Genomic DNA, 20,966 nt, shown 5'->3' on the forward strand with positions numbered 1-20,966 from the left:
AGTGCCATTTTTCATATAAAAACTATATACTTTTACTTAATCCAGACAAGAAAGAATTTAGTCTATATTATTTTTTCAGCAATAATTGATTCACAATATCTGAATATGTTTTCGCATATTCTTCTGGTGATTTAGCGCTGATACCATCATTCTTCATCTTGTATTTACCACCAATGATCATAGCTGGTACACCATTAATTTGGAAATCAGCAACAGCATTTTGTTGTTGGCTCACTAAAGAATTCACAACAAAGCTATTCATTGCCGCGTCATAGTCTTCACCTTTAACGCCTGCATTAATAAAAGTATTACGGATATCATCAACAGAACGAATAGACTGAGTTTCTTGAATGCCTTTAAACAGAGCAGGAGAAACTTGATCTTCAACGCCTAATGCCATGGCTACAGCCCAAGAACGTGTTAAGTCTTTACCTAAAGGCCCTAAAAAGTCAACATGATAGCGGACAATATTGGTATTTTCTGGCGCATTCTTTTCAACAGTACTATTGACTTTATAGACTTCAGAGAACTGGTAACAATGTGGGCAATAAAAAGAGAAAAACTCCACAACGTCAGGCGCTGCAGTGACAGGTTTGGAAAGATTAGTATATTGTTTTCCTTCAGAAATATCTGCAGCAGACACGCTGAATGCTAACACCATGCTTGCTAACGCCAACCAAATCTTTTTCATTTTTCATCGTCTCCTAAGAATTAATACATTGGACTAAGTTGTAAAGGAGGCTCATTTAATTGCTCCACTTGTCCCTTGAATAAGGCTAATTGTTTAAACCAAAAATCTTGTTCTTGAAACCAAATAAAAGCTCTTGGAAAAGCAGGATCATTCCAGCGTTTTAATACCCACGCGAGATAATGTACCATTCTCATCGCTCTTAGCGGTTCAATTAATGACAATTCTCGTAAATCAAAATCTTGATATTCATAATAAGACTCAAGGATTGTATCTAATTGTATAATTTGCTCTTGCTTTGAACCATTTAATAACATCCAGAAGTCTTGTATTGCTACCCCCATTCGGGAATCATCAAAATCAACCATCACAACTTCATCACGCCACAATATATTACCGGGATGGCAATCTCCATGCAGTCGTAATATTTGCCATGCAGAATCTTCTATTCGAGGATTCACTTCATGAATAAGTTTATCAATTACCTTAATAAACTGAGGTTTGAGGCTATTCGGAATTAATTCACTATTTTCAAACTCTAATTTTGGGGCTATTAGATATTCTTTAATAGAAAGAGTGGGACGATACTGATAACTCTTTTTTCTGCCTATTTGATGAATGCGCCCTAATGTGCGTCCGACTTCTTCTAGTTGAAATAAGTTATCCGTTTCATATGCCCTTCCACCAATACTAGGAAATAGTGCAAAATAAAAACCATCATCAGAAAGATGAACTGTCTCATTATGAATGATTAAAGGAGCGGCAACGGATACTTGAGCCTCCTTTAATGCTAAAACAAATTCATGTTCTTCTTTTATTTGTTCATATGACCAACGCTTAGGGCGATAGAACTTCACCACATAACGCTGTCTATGTTCATCTATAAATTGAAAAACACGATTTTCATAACTATTTAATTCCGTTAACCCTGATTCAGGATAAAAACCGATTTTAACTAGTGCATCCCAAATGTTATCAGGTGAAAGTCCCTGAAAATTAAATGAGGCAGACATTTCCATTTTCTATCCTGAATTTAATCTTTAATCACACCGCGGGCACGTAAAATAGCGGTTTTAAAATCTTCTTCGTAATCTTTTTTTAGTCCTGGGATAACATCTGTCGGTGCTGAGCCACGCATTTTCAGATGGTAAATCAAAATATCATCAGTCAGATCAGATAATTGACCTTTAAAACCCGCTTCATCAGCCAGTTTCTGCAATAATTGAATTAAGTTTAAATCAGAATTCTCTTCCCAAACTGGGTGCAGTAATTCCATAACTTCATTAAGACGGTGACATTTCATACAAAAAATCCTTATTATTAATGACAACAACAAAGTACCAATTATTATCTGATAGAAAAAGGAAACCTCTGTCAATATGCGTAAAGATTACGCTTTTTTGATAAAAATTGCTGTTGCTTTACATGAAATCTCACTGAGTCGAGACTTTTTATTAGTATATCGTCTTTCCCTGATAAAAATCGTTCGTAAATTTTAGCCAATTTATTCACAAATATTGAATATGAAAAAGAAGAATATTACAGGTGGCATACTCGCTGGAGGCCAAGCAACTCGAATGGGTGGCGCAGATAAAGGGCTACAAATTCTACATGGACAACCGTTATACCTCCATATTGCCCAAAAACTAGCACCTCAAGTCAATAGTCTATTGATTAGTGCGAATCGAAATTTAGAACAATATCGCCAGAGCCCATATCCTGTTATTACTGATGAAATAGAGGGATTTTCGGGTCCTTTGGCTGGTATGCTGACACTATTAAAACAAGCATCAACGCCTTGGGTTGCCTTTGTACCTTGTGATGTGCCTTATTTTCCACTCAATTTGGTAGAGACTCTCTATGAACAAAAAGGAGCGTCTTTAGCTGTTTATGTTGATGATGGCGAAAGAGAACATCCTACATTAGCGCTATTGCATCGTAGCATTATACCTATGCTAGAAGCCTATTTAGCACAAGGTGATCGAAAATTAATGCTGTTTATGAAGCAGATAAATGCACACCCCGTTTTATTTGCTGATCAAGCCAGTGCTTTTATTAACTTAAATACCCTTGACGATATTGAAAAAGCCAACAAATTACAAAAATAGGAGTTAATAATATGGCACAGATTGATCTCCCTCTTTTAGGGATCACCGCATGGAGCGGAACCGGAAAAACAACGTTACTAAAACAACTGATCCCACAACTACGCAAAAGAGGGTTCCGTGTGGGGATGATCAAACACACCCACCATAATATGGATGTAGATAAACCTGGCAAAGACAGCTATGAGCTTAGAAAAGCTGGAGCTGACCAAACATTAGTGGCAAGCCAACAACGCTGGGCCTTAATGACCGAAACACCTGAACAATCAGAATTAGATTTGTATTACCTTGCTTCTCGCTTTGATACTCGGCAATTAGATTTGATCTTAGTCGAAGGCTTTAAAGGAGAAACTATTCCTAAAATTGCACTTTATCGCCATATCAATGAACGTAACTTTAATGATTTACTTGATGAGCACGTTATTGCCGTTGCCAGTGATTGTGATTTAAGCGTAGATTTTCCATTACTAGATATCAACGCACCCGAGGCAATCGCAGAATTTATTGTAGATTGGCTGAAGAGAACGAAATAAAATCACAAATAATAAAGCGCCCTATAAAGGCGCTTCATTTTCAATAAAATAGAGGAAATTAAGCAAAAATAATCGCCTGATAAGGTTGAAGAATAAGGTTTCCTTTTGCATCTTCGACAATTGGGCTATTATGCAGGTAAGTCTGTTTTACTTTAAGTGTTAACGTTTTTTTCTCACCACTAAAATTACAGTAAATATTGACTGAATTACCTTCATAAGTACGCTTAAAAGCAATCACATTTTCTGGTGAATCTAATGGAAAAAACCCACCATAAATTAAAATGTCACTAATATCGGAATGTCGTCTTAAAGCAATTAATTGCTGGTAATAAGCAAAAAGAGAGTGCTTATCTTCCATCTGTTGCTTTGCATTAATCTGCGTATAATTAGGATTAACTTTTAACCATGGTTTGCCAGTACTAAAACCGCCATTGATTTTGCCATTCCATTGAAAAGGCGTTCTTGAATTATCACGGCTACGTTCATTAAAATATTCAATCATTTGCTTATCGCTATAACCTAATTTCTTGCCCCACTCATGTAATTTAAACACATGTAAATCGTCATGCTCTTCCAATGTCATCGGGCAATTTGTCATGCCAATTTCTTGCCCTTGATAAATAAAAGGTGTGCCTCTTTGCGTTAATAAAAATGTTGCTAACATTTTGGCACTAATAGGATTAATCGCACCTTTAGGGAGAAATTTATTTAATGAACGAGGTTGATCGTGATTTTCTAAATAAGGTGCTCCCCAACCCACTCGCTGAGTATCTAATTGGCTTTTAATAAAGACCGGTTTTAATCTTTCACCTGTAATTGGGTTAATTGTAAATGGCTTTTCATTGCGAATATCTAAATCCGCAATACTAAAATCAAATACCATAGAAAAATAACCATTCTCTCCCACATAAGCACGTAAATCTTTTTCTGGCACATCGATTTCAGCTACAGTCATGCTATTTGCAGGTCTAAAAGTATTTTCTGTTAACTCAGTTAAAAACTTATCAATGCCGGGTTGATTTAAAACCCAAGGTACTAAAGACGCTGAACCATCGTCTTTATCGGGTTCAAATTGATATTCAGATAATGCTTCAGGGGATTTTTTTAAATTGCCAATGGCATCAATACGAAATCCAGCAACCCCTTTTTTGATCCAGACATTTATCATATCGATAATATCTTTACGTAATTGTGGATTTTCCCAATTTAAATCTGGCTGCTCTGGACCAAACGAATTAAAGTACCATCGATCCGTATTGCCTACACGACTCCACACAGAGCAATCAAAATAAGTACGTAAATTATTAGGTGGCGTCGGTTTATCCCACTGTTTAAAAATATAATAACCCGCATAGGGACTATTAGGATCGTCGAGTGCCGCTTTAAACCAAGGATGTTCATCGGAAGAGTGATTTAATACTAAATCTAATAAAATTTTAATATCTCGTTTTTTAGCTTCACTGATTAGTTTATCTAACGCCTTATTGTCACCAAAAATAGGATCAACAACAGAATAATCAGCAATATCATAACCATTGTCTTTCATCGGCGATTTAAAGATAGGACATAACCAAATAACATTTGTACCTAGCGATTGAATATAATCTAATTTTTCCGTGATCCCCGCTAAATCTCCAATACCATCACCATGACTATCGTAATAACTTTTGGGATAAATTTGATAGACCACCGCTTCTTTCCACCAAGTATTAGACATTTTCACCTCACCGAGACGATCAATAAACATGGAACTGTTCCATGTTTCATATAAGATACTATAGGCACTAAAATAGTGGATAAGGTAATTAACATACTAAAATGTGAAATAGCTCATACTAAAAAAACACAATTACCTCATTAAAGAGGGGTTTGTCTTAATCAGATTAAGATATATTAGTTAATCAACTAATTGAAAGGAGCAACAGCATATTCAATGGCCGGGATCCGTGATGTCGCAAAAAAAGCCAACGTCGCCGCAAGCACTGTTTCAAGAGCACTAAATAACAGTGGCTATGTTTCTCAATCTGCACGAGAGAAAATAAAAAAAGCGGTAGAAGAATTAGATTATATTCCAGATACTTGGCTTAGAAATTTATATCAACAAAAGAGTGCTGTTGTTGGCGTCATTATTAATAGCCTTGAGTATCCTTATTTTGCGACAGTGACCCGTTTTATCGAAAATAAACTCGCCGAGAACGGCTATAGCATGATGTTATGTGCAACACAAAATAGCAAAGTACGTGAACGTATCTTTTTTGATATGCTCAAACGTGGCCAGATTGACGGTATTATTGCAGAGTATCTGCTATTGAATGACAGAGAATATCATCATATTCAAAAGCCTGTGGTAACACTTGACCGCCATCTTCGTGATATTCCATTAGTTTGTTCTGATCACCATACAGGAGGGCAATTAGCGGCTGATCATCTTATTCAAAAAGGTTGCCAAAAAATTCTCTATATCGAAGATAATTCAAGTTATTTATCTTCAACCCCCTCTTATCAAAGCTGTTTAGCCTTTAAGGAAACACTTATTCAAGCAGGTATTACCCCAATTTCCTGTAAAGTAAATTGGAAAGAAGAAGAGAAAGATTACTTCCATACTTTTGCGACAAAAATACTGACACAGCATCCAAATATTGATGCTATTTTTGCTGCTGATATTCCAGCAATGGCCTTGTTTAACGAAGCAACAAGACGAAATATCGCCATTCCAGAACAACTAAAAATTGTCGCTTATGATGGAAGCCCTTGGTTAAACCAAACATTGCGTCAACTCACCTGTATTGAGCAACCCTTTGAACAATTAGCTGAAAAAAGTGTAGAAGTGATTAGTGCATTAATTGAAAATAAGGAAATAACAGATAATGTCTTTGTGATCCCTGTGAAATTTATTCAAGGTGAAAGCAGTTAAAGTTCGTGAGTTTAAAAATGAAATAACACGCGTTTTCCTATTGTCTGTATAACATCAATACTTAATTCACCACCGAATATAGAGGTATAACGCTTTCATGTTGAAAGACGAAGAACATTATCTGGTTGTCTAATTTTGGCTAATGTAGACTTTTACCCCCAATCAAATAAGCTAACTCAGTTTGATAAATATGTAATGCCTCATACAATTGCTCCAGTAATACGTTTTGTCTTAACACAGACTGTTTTTCAACATTTCCTTTTAATTTTCAGTATCTTGTTTTCCATTAATGCAAGCGAAGTAATGTATCAGCAAGATTAATCATATATTTGTGAAATTCTTTTCATTCATACCTATTTTATCACCAGCACATAACACGATTGCTTTACATGTTGGATCGAAAGCAAAAATGCCCTTATTGGCTTTCCGGCATGTTGTACTCTTAACTCTTTCATATTTGCTTACATGTCATTTTTTAATGACTGATTTTGTGTATCAAACCAAGGATCGAAAATATACGTTGCCTCAATATTCCACATCACAACACTCTTATAGCTTAAAGGCTATAAATGAAATGTAACTTTTAATCTATAAATACAATAAAAAAACGCCAAAGAAAGTTACCCTTCTTTGGCGTTTTATTGAATGATATTTTACTTCAACATTGAGTTAAAGCTATCGTTCTTATTTTGCAGGACGAACTGCGATAACTTCAATTTCTACACGCCATGCTGGATTGGCCAGTTTAGCGATTTGGAAAGTCGAACGAGCTGGCAATTGATCAGTTTTCGACGCATCAAAATACTTAGAATAACCGTCCATAAATCCTTTAAAATCCATCTCGCCCTTAGTTTCTTCACCGCCCACTAAGAAGACTTGCATTTTCACAACGTCTTTCATCTCTAAACCAAGCTCATTTAAGTGAGTTTTGATTTGTTCTAATACACTGATAGTTTGTTCTTCAGTGTTACCATAAGACGCTAATACGCCTTCTGGTGCATCTGCTGACTTCTTAGCGGGTACTTTACCACTTAAAAATACGAGGTTATTAGCTGCGCTCACTTCAACAGATTCAGAAATAGGCATACCGTTTAATTTATGGTGCACAACACCCTCCGCGTTCGCGCTTGCTACACCAAAAATAAAAGGTAGGGCAACAAGTAAACTTTTATAGCGCATGAAAACTCCTTAACATGTTTAATTGACAGTAAAACAAGGGGTTATTTACTTCTTAAAGCGATCCATACTAAATGGTGTTGGATCAATAACAGGTTTCTTACCTGTAACGATATCAGCAGTTAATTCACCTGCTGCAGGGCCTTCGGTCATCCCCCATACGGTTGCGGTATTAATAACCAGACCCGGGTACTCTTTGACTTCAGAAATAATAGGTAATTCGTCAAATGTTGGACTAACGACTGCACCCCAACGTTCAACAACTTGTGATTTTTCAAAGACTGGGAACTCAGCTTTCATTCTTTGGAATACCGCATCTAAGTGCTCAGTATTTTGTGTTGCCGTTGCAATGCGATATTGTTCGAACGGTGTTTTTTCATCTAATTTCCAAGATGTTGCCATCTTGAATGAATTAAATAAGTCTTCACCGATAGAGAATTCTAATGGCAATTCACCACCCCCTAATAGGTGCATGAACTTCGGCCCTAACAAGAAGCTATCTTTCACAATAGAACTTGTGAAAATACGTGGCGCGACAGCATAAGTACCATCAGCTTGCTCACGGAAGTGAATTCCGTTTGGTAAATGTACGTTACCACGAGGGGCGCCCGGCACACCTGATACACGTTGTTGTGATAAGTAAACATTCAGCGTTGGAATATCAATGCCCATGTTACCCATAAATAAACGTGACCAAATACCACCAGCAAGCACAACGTGAGATGTTTTAATTGCACCTTTTTCTGTTACAACATCAGAAATTTTACCACCTGCTGTTTCGATGCCTCTTACTGCACAGTTGGTATAGATTTTTACGCCGATTTGTTTAGCATAACGCGCTAATGCTGGTGTGCCTGTTTCTGGATCAACAGAGCCTGAATCTTCTTCAAAAGCAGCAACAGTCCATGGTGTTTGGGCTCCAACAAGGCGGTTTGATAACTCGTCACCTTTAATAATGCGAGTATTCAATGGTGTGTCAAATCCTGCAGATTCTTTTGCTGTTTTGATCCACGCTTGTGCTTTATCAAACGCTTTTTCATCAGCAAGTGCTTCTACACGACCTTGTGTACGATAACTGGTATCAGCACCAATTTTCTCGTTCATTCCACGCCATAAGATTTTCCCGTAATGGTGTAATGGGAAAATTTCTGGTGATGTTTGATAACTAATAATTTGGCTGTATGCACGGCCTGATTGCTCACCCGCAATCTCGCCTTTTTCTAAAATGGTAACACTCATACCACGTTCTGCAAGGTTGATAGCCGTCATGATACCTTGAATACCGCCACCAATAATCACGGCATCAGACTCTTTAGGCAGAGCACCCTCTGTACCTTCGACAAACGATGCTCTAGATTTAGCTTCAACGAATTTACCATCACGGCGAACCATTGGAACTAATGCGGCACCACCGGCTAAAACACCCGCAGCACCAACACCTAAAAGCAGCTTTCTCCTTGAAATTTTCATCTTCTACCTCAGTAATGGATTTACCATTTATATTTATAATGTTATTCATTTATTGCTTTAAAACTGAATATTACCATAGTTCATTATATTGTTAATAAATATAATTATTTGTTAATCATTTACTTCAGCAATAATATCCATGAATACAATATGGTTACTTTAATCGTTTTTTTTCATAAAAAACGGCCACTTAGAGATAGTTATTTTTTGATATAATTGATATTACTTAATGATAAATAAGGATATTATAATAAATAATATGATTACAGATGAAAAATATAATTGTTTATTTTATTAACATTTTGATACAAATCCGCATGTCGTCTTGTAAATAATTGTTTACAAAACCAGCAAAACACACCGCACAATTACACAAAATAAAAAATTGATATTGTCTATGTAATGACCTTCTTTTTCACAAAGTAAGTAATTTTACTTAATAACTGGTTTATTGGTCAGTACACAGACGAATATGCTTTTTGAAAATAAATAGAAAAGAGTGTGTTTGAGTTGGAAACGAAACGAGGATAGGTGCAAATTTTTCAATAAAAAAAGCCAGAGGGTTAACTCTAGCTTTTCATGTAATAATAAAAGTAAGCTGTATTAACGGCTTATCTCATCGTAACAAATTCTTCCGCAGCTGTTGGATGAATGGCCACCGTATCATCAAAGTCTTTTTTCGTTGCACCCATTTTCAGTGCAACCGCAAAACCTTGTAGCATTTCATCCATACCAAAACCAATACCGTGAATACCAACAATTTTTTCATCGGCCCCCACACAAACAAGTTTCATACGACAAGGCTGACGATGACGTGTCACTGCGCTATACATTGCAGTAAATGAAGATTTGTAGACTTTGACCTGATCAGCACCGTATTGCTCAACCGCTTGAGGCTCAGTTAAACCAACAGTGCCAATCGCAGGATGGCTAAAGACAACCGTAGGAATATTCGAATAATCTAGGTGCTCATTCGGTTTATTGTTAAATAAACGCTCTGATAGGCGACGGCCTGCAGCAACCGCAACCGGGGTTAATTCAACCGCACCGGTGTTATCGCCTACCGCATAAATTCCTTTAATATTGGTATTTTGGAATTTATCAACTTTGATATAGCCTTTTTCGTCTAATTCAACACCCGTTGCTGCCAGATTGAGGTTATCCGTTGCAGGCTCACGGCCAATTGCCCAAATTAAAGTATCGACAGTTTGTTCTGTACCATTTTCCAATTGTAGCGTTAAACTGCCATCTGCATTTTTGATAACCGCTTTAGGAATAGCCTGTGTATGTAGCTTAGGCCCTTCACTCTCCATTACTTCTAATAATGTTTCAACGATTAATGGGTCGAAATTACGCAGTGGAGCATGTTTACGTACAAATAGATGCGTTTCGCTCCCTAAGGCATTTAGCACACCTGCCAGTTCTACGGCAATATACCCCGCACCAACAACTGCAACGCGTTTTGGTAACGTCTTTAATTCAAAGAAGCCATCTGAATTAATACCATATTCAGCACCTAGAATAGCAGGCTGAACAGGACGTCCTCCTGTTGCAATCAGAATATTATCAGCCGTGATTTTTTCACCATTGACTTCGATGGTATGAGCATCAACAAAACGAGCAAAACCTTGGATAACATCAACTTTATTATTACCTAAGACACGGTCATAAGATTGGTGAATACGGTCAATATAAGCAGAACGGCTGCTGATAAGGGTATCCCAATCAAAACGGTTAACCGTCGTTTCAAAACCATAATCTGGGCCATATTGATGAATAGCTTCGGCAATTTGTGCTGCATGCCACATCACTTTTTTAGGTACACAACCCACGTTAACACAAGTGCCACCTAATGCTTTCGCTTCAATTAATGCGCATTTCTGACCATACATTGCTGCTCTATTAATTGATGCAATACCGCCACTACCGCCACCAATGGCGATATAATCGTAATGTTTGCTCGTCATTTCTCTGATCCATTTATCTGTAGAAAAATAGGTAACTCACAGGCTAAATCTTTCACGTCATAAAGTCTATTATGACTAAATTTAACACATCGCTCGTCAGATTTTAGCTTTTACAGTGATAGGCAAAAACAATAATAAAAAGACTTATTCAGGTACAACCCATTCAACCAATGTATGACCAATACCTTCAGGAACTAAGGCTTTATGTAACCAAGGTAATATTGATTTCATTTGTGACTCTAGCTTCCAAGGCGGATTAATCACAATCATGCCTGATGCGGTCATACCTAATTGATCACTATCGGGTTTTACTGCTAACTCAATTTGTAAGATTTTACGAATGCCTGTTGCTTCAAGCTCTTTTAGCATACGTTTAATTTGCTGGCGATGAACCACGGGATACCAAATTGCATATGTACCCGTTGCAAAGCGTTTATGACCTTCCACAACACCTTTCACTACAGCGGAATAATCTTGTTTAAGCTCATAAGGAGGATCAATTAATGCGAATCCACGACGACTTGCTGGTGGTAATTTAGATTTCAATTGACCAAAGCCATCTTCACGAAAAACACGAACGCGTGGATCACGAGAAAACTCGGTACGTAATAGAGGAAAATCCGTTGGATGTAATTCAGTTAACACCAGAGAATCTTGTTCTCTTAAGAGTTTTCCAGCTAATAAAGGAGAACCAGGGTAATAACGTAGTTCACCATTTGAGTTTAATTCTCCAACTGCTTCAAGGTAAGGTAAAATAAGCTCCGGCACCTCATCTTGTTGCCATAAGCGAGCAATCCCTTCTAGATATTCGCCGGTGCGAGTCGCATGAGCATTGGTTAATTGATAACGTCCAGCGCCAGCATGAGTATCAAGATAAAGAAATGGTTTTTCTTTATCTTTTAAAGACTCAATGATGAGTGTTTGAACAATATGTTTTAAAACATCGGCGTGGTTGCCAGCATGAAAACTATGGCGATAGCTCAGCATTCTTTATCTTCCGTTAGAAATAAGTATAGCTTAGTAGTGAATTTACTCTGAAAGCTTGATTAAGCTCAGTGTATCAGAAAAAGCCGAACTTCTTCATTGAAAGCGAAAGAAACGTTGTGTCTCAGTGTTCAGTCGCTATGATAAGTCCATATTTCACTTAAGTTTAAATAGGATTGAAAGATGAAAAAATTACTTTTTACTGCCGTAGCCTTAAGCTTACTAACAAGTCACGCTTACGCAGACAGATTAACCAATGGTTGTGAGATAAAAAAACAAAATATCCAAAAACAGATGGAATACGCAAAAGCACATGGTAATCAATACCGTATACAAGGCTTAGAACGAGCATTACAAAATGTTGAACGCTATTGCACACCAGAAAAAGTAGTTGAAAACACGCGCCTTGAATTACGTGAAAAACAACTGGACATTAAAGAGCGTGAGCTCGAATTAAAAGAAGCACAAATTAAAGGTGATCCGGATAAAATCGCCAAACAAGAAAGAAAACTGGCAGAAGAAAAAGCGGAATTAAAAGCTATTGAAGATGAATTAAATCTACTGACAAAATAATTATCACCATAAATTAATGCCTACTCCTTATTTATCTGTGAAATACAGAATAAAACAATAAGTGAGTAGCCATTTCTTATTAAACCAAGGTTATCACATTTTAATAGTGCATCATCTACACTTAAACCAGAACAAGCAATTACATCATCTAAATCAGAGGCTAATTATAATAAGCATAAGGTATGTAATAGAAATTAAGCTATGCTATTTTTGAGTAGAAACTAAAGTAGTGTCACTAATTTATTAAAAATGGACTGATCTAATTAAAGAGGATATATGTCAGAAGAGCAGCAACAAAAAACAGCAAATGAAAAAACTCAACTGACTCAGCCACTCAAAAAGGGGCTGGAAAAAGGGCTCGATGGAGGAAAAAAAGCCATCGGTATTGGGATAAAAATCAGTAATTTTGTAACCCGTATTCCTTTTATTGCGCACCTTATTCGTGCAGCAGAACGCTTCACTGATAGGATGGGAAACCAGTTTGGTGCGGCAATCACTTATTTTTCATTTTTATCATTAATTCCTGTATTAATGCTTTCCTTTGCCTGTGCGGGTTTTATTTTAGCCTCAAATCCTGATTTACTCGCTAAATTAATTACCGGTGTAGCAAATAGTATCGACGATCCAACATTGGCAGCAACCGTTCAACAAAGTATTGATACCGCTGTTCGTCAACGTACAACCGTCGGTTTAACCGGTTTAGCTATTGCTCTTTATTCTGGTGTTAATTGGGTCGGTAACTTGCGTCAGGCCATTTTGGCACAATCACGCCCCGTTTGGGAAAGAAATAAAGAAGAGCAAGAAAAAATCTATTTCCGCTATTTCCGTGATTTATTAGCACTTATTGGCTTACTTTTCGCATTAATTGTAACTATTACGCTGACTTCAGTAGCAGGCTCCGCTCAAAGAATGATTGTTCATACATTGGGGTTAGATGGTATTGAGTGGTTAACGCCTGCATGGACGACCATTGGCTTGACGATCTCCATTACTGCAAATTATTTACTATTCTTATGGATATTGTGGATCTTACCTCGCCATCAACCTAAGCGAATCTCTCTGATCAAAGGTACGCTTATCGCCGCCATCGGTTTTGAAATTTTGAAATCAGTAATGACATGGATGTTACCAAGAATTGCCAGTTCACCTTCAGGTGCCGCATTCGGTTCAGTAATAGGCTTAATGGCTTTCTTCTACTTTTTTGCCCGATTAACCCTCTTTTGTGCAGCATGGATCGCTACCGATGGCCCAAATATGCGCAAAGAACAGTTGGCTGAAACGCAATCAACATCTTAAATTTATGATAAAACAACATGGTTAATTCCCTACATTAACCACCTATTAATAACGTCATAAGGAAAAACAATGCCATACGTTAATATTAAAATTACACGCGAAGGTGCAACCGCAGAGCAAAAAGAGCAACTCATTGCGGGCGCAACACAACTTCTGGTTGATGTGTTAGGTAAAAACCCAGCAACTACCGTTGTCGTCATTGATGAAGTAGAAACAGATAATTGGGGAATAGGCGGTAAAACCGTAACAGAATTACGGGCAACGGCAAAAAATAAATAAAGAATAACTGTGATATTTAAATAAAGGGTGCCAAGTACACCCTTTTTACTGATTATTTTCCTGATAGATAAGGAAGTAACTATGGTTCAATCAATGACTGATGCTTTTCATGCCTTACCCTCAGCGAGTGCTATCTATATTACAGGCGCCGGTGTTCAATACCCTTTTGGTATAGCACATGGATTCTCCGATGAAAGTACTCAGAAGAAATTAACTGTAGATACTCCTTTTCGAATCGCAAGCAATACAAAAACCTTTCTTGCCGCGGCTTTTTTACGCTTATGGGAACAAGATGCGCTGTCTCTTGATGATGATATCACCAAATATCTAAATCCCCGTTATCAACGAACATTATCAGAACTTGGATATGATCTTAACACTATCACATTACGCCATTTATTAAGCCACAGTAGTGGTTTATTTGATCACGCTAATGACGCTTACCTTGTAAAAGTTATTAATAACCCGTCTCATAAATGGACGCGCGAAGAGCAGATAGCGCATTATGCTGAACAAGGTTTTCCTGTTATTCCTGCGGGTAAACGTTTTATTTATTCCGATACTGGCTACATCTTATTAGGCGATATTCTTTCTCAATTTATGAGAAAAAACATGGCTACAGCAGTTCGTGAATTATTGCATTTTCAAGACTTAAACTTACCACAAACGTGGTGGGAGGATTTAGAACCTTCCCCCATCCCCCTAAAAACTCGCGCTAGACAATTTACAGGTGAACATGAAGGCACTTATATTGACGCCTCCATGGATACTTTTGGAGGGGGTGGATTAGTGATGACAACACTTGAGTTAGCTAAATTTACAGCTGATCTTTTTGAAGATAGGGTTTACTCACATCCATCAACTTTAAAAGAGATGAAATGGCAAGGTTCACATACAGGTGCTGCAAATTACCGCTTAGGATTGATGGCTGAAGAAACTAGCCTAGGTACACTTTATTATCACCTAGGTTACTGGGGCTCTGTTGCTTATTATTTACCTGAAAAACAGATTGCTATTGCAGGATTTACAACTCAAAGAAATACTCGTGAAGATTTAATCGCTATTATTAAAGAAGCATTTAAACGTCTTTAATAATAAACAATAAAAAGCCAAAAATGTTATGAATACACTTTTGGCTTTTTATTTTATGACTCATATATATTCAATACTCGCCTATTCTTGTTTTATCACTCTTTCTTTGCTGTCGGTTCCACAGTTATATTTTGCGTAACAGCTGGAGTCGGCGCATTCGCCGTTTCTGGATGAACTTGCTTTTCAAATTGAATACGCAATTCACCTAAATTTACAGTAGGTGTTTCACCACTTTGTGTTAATACAAAAGTAATATCTTCAGATAATACTCTAGATAGCTCCTGATTTAATGTCTCTTTGGTTAAACCCGCTAAAAACGCTTGGCGTAAACGTTGATATTGTTCTGGAGGAATATCAATAATATTACTTTGTTGTGATAACAAACGCTGATTAATTAAAAGAGCAGTACTGGTTTTTGCATAACGAGCAAACAGCTGTGTTAGTTGAAGTTGCTTCTCTTGTTGGAGTTCTTGATACAACTCATCACTAATCCCTTGATTACGCAAACGGCCCAGTTCTTCCCCCACCCATGATGCTAATGCTGGGATATTCGCTGTCGCAGTATCGATATTTAAAGAACAACTTGCGCGCTGATATTGTACTCGACAATCAATGTTAATTTGTGTGCTGTCATTTTCTTTACGTTGTTCAAGGCTACGACCTAAATGCACAAAAATCACTTCGCGAGCTAAGTCGCTTAACCAATATTTATTTAACGTATCAGAGTCTTTTACTGGCGACCAATCTAAATCCCAAATTAACGAAATTTGGTCTTTAGCCCGCATTGATTCTTGTACATATAACGTTTCAGGCTTCATATCTGCAAGCATCGGCACAGGGACAGGAGTGACTCGCTTACCCGATAGAGATGAAAATGCCTGATTAATACTTTCGGTTAATACTCGATTATCAACATTACCTGCAATATAAAGCGTCATCATATCAGGGGTATACCAACGCTGTTGATAATCCGACAATTCTTTCGTATTCACAGATTGATTAACAGGTTTACCTGGATTATGGCCTTTTAGGTTAGAACCTTCAAGGCGTGAGCGCCAGATAGGATCTTCAATATTAAGCGGAAATGTCGCAACAGGAAGTGGTGACTGAATCGCATTACGAACTGCATTTTCAGTATATTGTGCGGGTTTAGTAATACCGGCTAGTAATGCAAAAGCATCTTTTAATAGTTCAGGTTGGTTATTTGGTAGACTTAAATTATAAACCGTAAAATCGTATGAAACGATCATTGGAGGTAACGGGTAATCTGGATCTAATGCATTTTTCCATAAATTATCACGTTTTTCAGGTGTAAGGCCTGTATTTTCCAATACATTGAGTTTAGACACCAAGGATGAAAAACCCGTTTCACTGCTTTTCTCTGATAAAGAACCAGTATTCACTAATAAGCGAATTTGTATTCTATCATTAGGGCGTTGCGGTGTTTGTAAAATTTGCCACTGAAAACCATTTGCTAGTCGCCCTTCTTGCCAAGCGGGATCAGGCTGTAAAGCTTCAGCTTGAACTTGACAAACAACAGCGCCAAACATAACGCTTCCCAATAAAATTCGTGTCATTACACCCTGCATGTGAACCTCTGTTTTATTAATCCTTGGTATTAAACCACTTATGAGGTTTAACAATAAGCGCCAAAAGACATGTGAGATGTTTAATGTCTATTTTTTGTATTATCATTCTTTGTCACCACAGAAACATGAAATGAAATCACTATAGTGATTAGACTCATTATGGCGTAAGAAGGTTCAGACCTTCGGCAATTTTCGATCAGATTTTTGATGATTATATCCTTTAACCAGCAAACCAATCTCATCATCACGATGTGATTCTGGGCAAGATAAAGCTGAAACCTGGCTATCTTTATTAAGAGTAACGGCGATTTGGCGTAAAGGTTTCACCACAATACGATTGATACACCAACTAATAGCAACTGTCAGAATAAGCCCCATCAACAGATATGTTGTTAACATTAATGCGACAGTATTGCTGGCAAAACGATAAAAGCGGTTTGTGTCAGCTTGTAAAATAAGATAGCCAGTATAGGATTTATCATCCGTTGACGTAATGCCTAATGGTTGCAATGGCACAACGGTTTCAACAGGAATGCCAAAAAGCCAACTTGAGAAATCAGAAACTTCCTTTTTGGGTGCAAAATCTAAGCTCATCACTTGAATATTTTCAGGTTGCATGACAATCGCTTTACCGAGAATACCAGTGGCTTTTAACCCAATTATCTGTTTTTTGGCATCATTTAAATCTGATCGTAACAATGCATCAGCGAGTGGCTGTTGGATACTGACACCCGCATTAAAAAGCTGATTTTGATAATCTTCACGACGTTGATCTATCAAATAAATAAGTTGAATACTGATAAAAATAGCAATAGTCACCAACGTAACGCCCGCAACTGCAGCCATCTGTTTTATTGTTAATGAATGTTTAAGATGAGGTTTCATCATTGCTATTTCCAATATACATACTTGAACAGAGTGATTATACTGTATTTTTTAGGTTATGTATCACCCTCAATAAAGAAAATAGCGCGATAAAAACGCCCTATCCATTAAAATGAAAGTAGATAAATATATAATTATTATTATTTGAGTATAGTTGTAAGATAAAAATAGTAAAATGAAAATAGAAGTTCAATTTCACTTTTTAAGTCATAATATTGATATTCTATATTGATGAATAATATAATTCACTAAAAAATATGATACTCTCTAAAATTTAAATCTATAAAAATCTTATTAAGATGTTACAAAACAAAATAAAGTGATGACGTTTTATAATAGGAAGTGTTTTTTATTTTTAATATCAATAGTGTTTTAAAATTTTATATAAAAATAAAATTTAATATTTATTAAATCATAATCAGATTATTCAATCAAAATTAGTTAAATATTATTAATAAAACAGAAGCGCAATATAATATATATATTGCGCCGTTTAATTAGTTACTCTCTTTGTTATTTAAAACACCATATTATCTTGCTCAACAGCGAAGCAAGCAATAAGTTGACCATTATAATCTTTTAAAGTGGGCTGTAATTGACTACATGGACCAAACGCACGACGGCAACGCGCGGCAAAAGCACACCCTATTGGTGGATTTAACGGACTTGGCAATTCCCCTGTGAGTTTGATACGTTCACGTCTTAATTCAGGTGTTAATCTTGGTGTTGCTGATAGTAAGGCTTGTGTATAAGGATGTTGAGGATTTTCAAAAATTTGTGTCTTCGTTCCTTTTTCTACACAACGGCCTAAATACATCACAATCACTTCATCCGCAATATGCTCAACAACGGAAAGATCATGGGAAATAAAGACGTAAGAAAGCCCCATATCCTGTTGAAGATCCATCATTAAATTCAGTACTTGAGCACGCACGGAAACATCGAGAGCTGAAACCGGTTCATCCGCCACCACAATGTCGGGCTCAAGCATTAAACCACGTGCAATAGCAATACGCTGACGTTGACCACCAGAAAACATGTGAGGGTATCGGCTATAATGCTCTGTTTTTAAGCCTACTTTTGCCATCATTGATAATACTTTTTCTTTGCGCTCAGAAGCATTAAGTGTTGTATTGATCAATAGAGGCTCTTCTAAAATTTGTCCGACTTTTTTACGAGGATTTAATGATCCATAAGGATTTTGAAATACAATTTGGATCTTTTGGCGACGTAATTTCTCTGCGGATTTATCTTTAATTAACAGATCTTGCCCACGATAAGAAAGCGCTCCCGAAGTCGGGATTTCAATCATGGTTAATAATCGACCTAACGTCGATTTTCCACATCCTGATTCACCGACAACCGCCAAGGTTTTACCACGTTCTAACTCAAATGAAACACCATCAAGCGCCTTCACCGTTTTCTCTTTTGAAAACAGTCCACCTTTAACACTGTAATATTTGGCTAAATTGACCGCCTTTAATAAGGGCGTCGTGACATTGGGATTAACTTCAGCCATGAGTAGGTCTCCCTGTATTATCTAACGGTGTATGGCATTTCACGCGGTGGTTCCCCAATTCTTTTAGGGCTGGTTCAGTTTTATAGCATTCATCATGAGCATAAGGACAACGGGGATTAAGTAAGCATCCCGTTGGCCTATCATAACGACCAGGCACAACACCCGGCAGTGATGCTAATCGCGCTTTATTATTCGCAAACTCTGGAAGTGCTCTTAATAATGCCTGCGTGTAAGGATGGCGAGGCGATTTGAAAATTTCAGACGCTTTCCCTGATTCCACCACTTGTCCCGCATACATCACAATAATGGTGTCAGCAGCTTCAGCGACTAACGCTAAATCATGCGTAATAAGCACCAGTGCCATATTTTCTTGCTTTTGCAAATCAAGTAGAAGCTCAATGATCTGTGCCTGAATAGTGACATCCAGTGCCGTTGTGGGTTCATCTGCAATCAATAATTTAGGGCGACAAGCAATCGCCATTGCAATCATCACTCGCTGGCTCATACCGCCAGAAAGTTGATGCGGGTATACATCTAAACGAGAAGCGGGATCTGGGATCCCCACCAGCGTTAAAAGGTCAATAGCGCGTTGCTTACGAGTTTTACGGCTTCCACCTTGATGGACTTTTAATGCTTCCATGATTTGATAGCCGACAGTAAAACAGGGGTTTAAACTGGTCATCGGATCTTGGAAAATCATCGCAACATCTGCACCTACAAGGTTTCGACGCTCTGATTCAGAAATTTTCATAAGATCTCGTCCATCAAAATAAAGCTCTTGCGCCGTCACTCGACCTGGAAAATCAATCAGCCCCATAATAGCCAGTGAGCTCACCGATTTACCTGAACCAGACTCTCCAACAATGCCAACAACTTGCCCTTCTTCAACCTGATAGCTAATTCTGTCTACCGCTTTAAACGGAGTATCTTCATCACCGAAGTGAACAGATAATTGATTAATATTTAATAGTGCCATCTTTTTACTCCGTTACTGCTTTAATTTCGGATCAAGCGCATCTCGTAAACCGTCACCCATTAAGTTAAAGGCAAGTACAGTAAACAAAATAGCAAGACCAGGGAACGTCACAACCCACCATGCACTTTGCGTAAACTGCAACACGTCAGATAACATAGTTCCCCACTCAGGAGTTGGTGGCTGAGCGCCCATACCTAAAAAGCCCAATGCTGCCATATCTAAAATTGCATTAGAAAAGCCTAAAGACGCTTGAACAATTAAAGGTGCAAGACAGTTAGGTAAGATATTAATAAACATTTGACGCATTGAACCCGCACCTGCGACGCGAGAAGCAATGACATAGTCACGATTTACTTCAATTAAAACAGCGGCACGTGTTAATCGAACGTAATGAGGTAAAGCAACAAAAGTCAGTGCAATAGACGCATTGACGATTGAAGGTCCAAAGATAGCCACTAGCACTAATGCCAGTAATAAACTTGGTAATGCCAGCATAATATCGACCACTCGCATAATGCCGATATCAACAAGTCCACCAAAATAACCAGCAGCCAATCCTAGAATAATCCCTAAGATCAGTGATAGCACCACCACGATACAGCCAACTAATAATGAAAGGCGAGCACCAAACATCAAGCGAGAAAGAATATCTCGGCCAACATCATCGGTTCCTAAAATAAATTGCCAACTACCTCCCTCTTGCCAAACAGGAGGTGCTAATAAGAAATCACGAAATTGCTCATTCGGTGCGTGAGGTGCAAGGAAGCCCGCAAATAACGCAATCAGCAACATAATTACAATATAAATCAACCCAACAACTGCGCCCTTATTTTGTTTAAAATAGTGCCTAAACTCTTGGAACGGTGTCATAGGTGCCGGTGCATTGATGACCGGTATAACTTTATTTTCAGTCATTATGC

Annotated in this window: 20 protein-coding genes and 1 pseudogene; 7 read left to right on the forward strand and 14 right to left on the reverse strand. The window is 37.6% G+C overall.

Features of this window, described 5'->3' with window-relative positions:
- Nucleotides 1–67: 67 nt before the first annotated feature.
- Genes dsbA through GWI97_RS05445 form a run of 3 tightly spaced genes read right to left on the reverse strand, consistent with a single transcriptional unit; the run spans nt 68 to nt 1,991 of the window.
- Nucleotides 68–691 (reverse strand): thiol:disulfide interchange protein DsbA, encoded by a 624-nt coding sequence (dsbA, locus tag GWI97_RS05435; protein WP_036933899.1) that lies wholly within the window; start codon nt 689–691, stop codon nt 68–70.
- Between the two features lie 20 nt (nt 692–711).
- Nucleotides 712–1,707, reverse strand: a complete 996-nt coding sequence (locus GWI97_RS05440; protein ID WP_036933898.1) for a serine/threonine protein kinase — start codon at nt 1,705–1,707, stop codon at nt 712–714.
- A 14-nt stretch (nt 1,708–1,721) separates the two neighbouring features.
- Nucleotides 1,722–1,991, reverse strand: a complete 270-nt coding sequence (locus GWI97_RS05445) for a YihD family protein (RefSeq protein ID WP_023583277.1) — start codon at nt 1,989–1,991, stop codon at nt 1,722–1,724.
- A 220-nt stretch (nt 1,992–2,211) separates the two neighbouring features.
- Here GWI97_RS05445 and mobA point away from each other — a divergent pair, with 220 nt between their 5' ends.
- Together mobA and mobB are read left to right on the forward strand one after the other, a co-directional pair.
- Nucleotides 2,212–2,796 (forward strand): molybdenum cofactor guanylyltransferase MobA, encoded by a 585-nt coding sequence (gene mobA, locus GWI97_RS05450; protein WP_036933894.1) that lies wholly within the window; start codon nt 2,212–2,214, stop codon nt 2,794–2,796.
- A gap of 11 nt (nt 2,797–2,807) precedes the next feature.
- A complete protein-coding gene (mobB, locus tag GWI97_RS05455) occupies nt 2,808–3,326 on the forward strand; it encodes a molybdopterin-guanine dinucleotide biosynthesis protein MobB (protein ID WP_161751868.1) in 519 nt (172 codons plus the stop codon).
- A 58-nt stretch (nt 3,327–3,384) separates the two neighbouring features.
- On the opposite strand, the gene GWI97_RS05460 is transcribed toward mobB, so the two are convergent.
- Nucleotides 3,385–5,073: an alpha-glucosidase gene (locus GWI97_RS05460; protein ID WP_224215403.1), complete on the reverse strand. Its 1,689-nt coding sequence runs from the start codon at nt 5,071–5,073 to the stop codon at nt 3,385–3,387.
- A gap of 186 nt (nt 5,074–5,259) precedes the next feature.
- Between GWI97_RS05460 and GWI97_RS05465 the strand changes: the two genes are divergently transcribed.
- Nucleotides 5,260–6,240: a LacI family DNA-binding transcriptional regulator gene (locus tag GWI97_RS05465; RefSeq protein ID WP_087803689.1), complete on the forward strand. Its 981-nt coding sequence runs from the start codon at nt 5,260–5,262 to the stop codon at nt 6,238–6,240.
- A 286-nt stretch (nt 6,241–6,526) separates the two neighbouring features.
- Here GWI97_RS05465 and GWI97_RS18335 read toward each other — a convergent pair.
- The 5 genes and pseudogenes from GWI97_RS18335 to GWI97_RS05485 form a co-directional block, all read right to left on the reverse strand.
- Nucleotides 6,527–6,779 (reverse strand): annotated as a pseudogene (locus GWI97_RS18335) (type II toxin-antitoxin system RelE/ParE family toxin).
- A 145-nt stretch (nt 6,780–6,924) separates the two neighbouring features.
- The gene (locus tag GWI97_RS05470; protein WP_036933888.1) at nt 6,925–7,419 is read right to left on the reverse strand and encodes a RidA family protein; all 495 of its coding nucleotides are present in this window, start codon (nt 7,417–7,419) and stop codon (nt 6,925–6,927) included.
- Nucleotides 7,420–7,464: 45 nt separating this feature from the next.
- Nucleotides 7,465–8,886, reverse strand: a complete 1,422-nt coding sequence (locus tag GWI97_RS05475; protein WP_036933886.1) for an NAD(P)/FAD-dependent oxidoreductase — start codon at nt 8,884–8,886, stop codon at nt 7,465–7,467.
- A 611-nt stretch (nt 8,887–9,497) separates the two neighbouring features.
- The gene (gene gorA / locus GWI97_RS05480; protein ID WP_087803691.1) at nt 9,498–10,853 is read right to left on the reverse strand and encodes a glutathione-disulfide reductase; all 1,356 of its coding nucleotides are present in this window, start codon (nt 10,851–10,853) and stop codon (nt 9,498–9,500) included.
- Between the two features lie 144 nt (nt 10,854–10,997).
- Nucleotides 10,998–11,840, reverse strand: a complete 843-nt coding sequence (locus tag GWI97_RS05485) for a 23S rRNA (adenine(2030)-N(6))-methyltransferase RlmJ (protein ID WP_087803693.1) — start codon at nt 11,838–11,840, stop codon at nt 10,998–11,000.
- Between the two features lie 180 nt (nt 11,841–12,020).
- Here GWI97_RS05485 and GWI97_RS05490 point away from each other — a divergent pair, with 180 nt between their 5' ends.
- From GWI97_RS05490 to GWI97_RS05505, 4 genes are all read left to right on the forward strand, one after another.
- On the forward strand, nt 12,021–12,410 hold the full coding sequence (locus GWI97_RS05490) for a DUF1090 domain-containing protein (protein WP_036933878.1): 390 nt from the start codon (nt 12,021–12,023) through the stop codon (nt 12,408–12,410).
- 276 nt (nt 12,411–12,686) lie between these two features.
- On the forward strand, nt 12,687–13,706 hold the full coding sequence (gene yhjD / locus GWI97_RS05495; protein WP_087803695.1) for an inner membrane protein YhjD: 1,020 nt from the start codon (nt 12,687–12,689) through the stop codon (nt 13,704–13,706).
- Nucleotides 13,707–13,775: 69 nt separating this feature from the next.
- Entirely contained in the window at nt 13,776–13,985 is a 210-nt protein-coding gene (locus GWI97_RS05500; protein ID WP_036933873.1) for a 2-hydroxymuconate tautomerase family protein, read from the forward strand.
- Nucleotides 13,986–14,066: 81 nt separating this feature from the next.
- Nucleotides 14,067–15,077 (forward strand): serine hydrolase domain-containing protein, encoded by a 1,011-nt coding sequence (locus GWI97_RS05505; RefSeq protein ID WP_087803697.1) that lies wholly within the window; start codon nt 14,067–14,069, stop codon nt 15,075–15,077.
- Nucleotides 15,078–15,172: 95 nt separating this feature from the next.
- Here the strand turns inward: GWI97_RS05505 and GWI97_RS05510 are convergent, their stop codons facing one another.
- The 5 genes from GWI97_RS05510 to dppC all read right to left on the reverse strand — a co-directional run bounded on the left by GWI97_RS05510 (nt 15,173) and on the right by dppC (nt 20,961).
- Nucleotides 15,173–16,666 carry an insulinase family protein gene (locus tag GWI97_RS05510; protein WP_036933871.1) on the reverse strand — a complete coding sequence of 498 codons (1,494 nt, stop codon included), beginning with the start codon at nt 16,664–16,666 and terminating at the stop codon, nt 15,173–15,175.
- Between the two features lie 174 nt (nt 16,667–16,840).
- Nucleotides 16,841–17,551: a HAMP domain-containing protein gene (locus GWI97_RS05515; protein ID WP_036938745.1), complete on the reverse strand. Its 711-nt coding sequence runs from the start codon at nt 17,549–17,551 to the stop codon at nt 16,841–16,843.
- 517 nt (nt 17,552–18,068) lie between these two features.
- Nucleotides 18,069–19,070 carry a dipeptide ABC transporter ATP-binding subunit DppF gene (gene dppF / locus GWI97_RS05520; protein WP_036933868.1) on the reverse strand — a complete coding sequence of 334 codons (1,002 nt, stop codon included), beginning with the start codon at nt 19,068–19,070 and terminating at the stop codon, nt 18,069–18,071.
- Nucleotides 19,063–20,046 carry a dipeptide ABC transporter ATP-binding protein gene (gene dppD, locus GWI97_RS05525; protein WP_036933866.1) on the reverse strand — a complete coding sequence of 328 codons (984 nt, stop codon included), beginning with the start codon at nt 20,044–20,046 and terminating at the stop codon, nt 19,063–19,065. The genes dppF and dppD overlap by 8 nt, the downstream gene beginning before the upstream one ends.
- 12 nt (nt 20,047–20,058) lie before the next feature.
- Nucleotides 20,059–20,961 carry a dipeptide ABC transporter permease DppC gene (gene dppC / locus GWI97_RS05530; protein WP_036933864.1) on the reverse strand — a complete coding sequence of 301 codons (903 nt, stop codon included), beginning with the start codon at nt 20,959–20,961 and terminating at the stop codon, nt 20,059–20,061.
- Nucleotides 20,962–20,966: the final 5 nt, after the last annotated feature.

It is taken from the genome of Proteus sp. G2300, assembly GCF_009915965.1.
Lineage (GTDB): Bacteria > Pseudomonadota > Gammaproteobacteria > Enterobacterales > Enterobacteriaceae > Proteus > Proteus vulgaris.

Bases quoted from the DNA above. Each gene is read 5' to 3' on its own strand.
- dsbA (WP_036933899.1), bottom strand. From the start codon at position 691: ATGAAAAAGATTTGGTTGGCGTTAGCAAGCATGGTGTTAGCATTCAGC.
- GWI97_RS05440 (WP_036933898.1), bottom strand. From the start codon at position 1,707: ATGGAAATGTCTGCCTCATTTAATTTTCAGGGACTTTCACCTGATAAC.
- GWI97_RS05445 (WP_023583277.1), bottom strand. From the start codon at position 1,991: ATGAAATGTCACCGTCTTAATGAAGTTATGGAATTACTGCACCCAGTT.
- mobA (WP_036933894.1), top strand. From the start codon at position 2,212: ATGAAAAAGAAGAATATTACAGGTGGCATACTCGCTGGAGGCCAAGCA.
- mobB (WP_161751868.1), top strand. From the start codon at position 2,808: ATGGCACAGATTGATCTCCCTCTTTTAGGGATCACCGCATGGAGCGGA.
- GWI97_RS05460 (WP_224215403.1), bottom strand. From the start codon at position 5,073: ATGTTTATTGATCGTCTCGGTGAGGTGAAAATGTCTAATACTTGGTGG.
- GWI97_RS05465 (WP_087803689.1), top strand. From the start codon at position 5,260: ATGGCCGGGATCCGTGATGTCGCAAAAAAAGCCAACGTCGCCGCAAGC.
- GWI97_RS05470 (WP_036933888.1), bottom strand. From the start codon at position 7,419: ATGCGCTATAAAAGTTTACTTGTTGCCCTACCTTTTATTTTTGGTGTA.
- GWI97_RS05475 (WP_036933886.1), bottom strand. From the start codon at position 8,886: ATGAAAATTTCAAGGAGAAAGCTGCTTTTAGGTGTTGGTGCTGCGGGT.
- gorA (WP_087803691.1), bottom strand. From the start codon at position 10,853: ATGACGAGCAAACATTACGATTATATCGCCATTGGTGGCGGTAGTGGC.
- GWI97_RS05485 (WP_087803693.1), bottom strand. From the start codon at position 11,840: ATGCTGAGCTATCGCCATAGTTTTCATGCTGGCAACCACGCCGATGTT.
- GWI97_RS05490 (WP_036933878.1), top strand. From the start codon at position 12,021: ATGAAAAAATTACTTTTTACTGCCGTAGCCTTAAGCTTACTAACAAGT.
- yhjD (WP_087803695.1), top strand. From the start codon at position 12,687: ATGTCAGAAGAGCAGCAACAAAAAACAGCAAATGAAAAAACTCAACTG.
- GWI97_RS05500 (WP_036933873.1), top strand. From the start codon at position 13,776: ATGCCATACGTTAATATTAAAATTACACGCGAAGGTGCAACCGCAGAG.
- GWI97_RS05505 (WP_087803697.1), top strand. From the start codon at position 14,067: ATGGTTCAATCAATGACTGATGCTTTTCATGCCTTACCCTCAGCGAGT.
- GWI97_RS05510 (WP_036933871.1), bottom strand. From the start codon at position 16,666: ATGCAGGGTGTAATGACACGAATTTTATTGGGAAGCGTTATGTTTGGC.
- GWI97_RS05515 (WP_036938745.1), bottom strand. From the start codon at position 17,551: ATGAAACCTCATCTTAAACATTCATTAACAATAAAACAGATGGCTGCA.
- dppF (WP_036933868.1), bottom strand. From the start codon at position 19,070: ATGGCTGAAGTTAATCCCAATGTCACGACGCCCTTATTAAAGGCGGTC.
- dppD (WP_036933866.1), bottom strand. From the start codon at position 20,046: ATGGCACTATTAAATATTAATCAATTATCTGTTCACTTCGGTGATGAA.
- dppC (WP_036933864.1), bottom strand. From the start codon at position 20,961: ATGACTGAAAATAAAGTTATACCGGTCATCAATGCACCGGCACCTATG.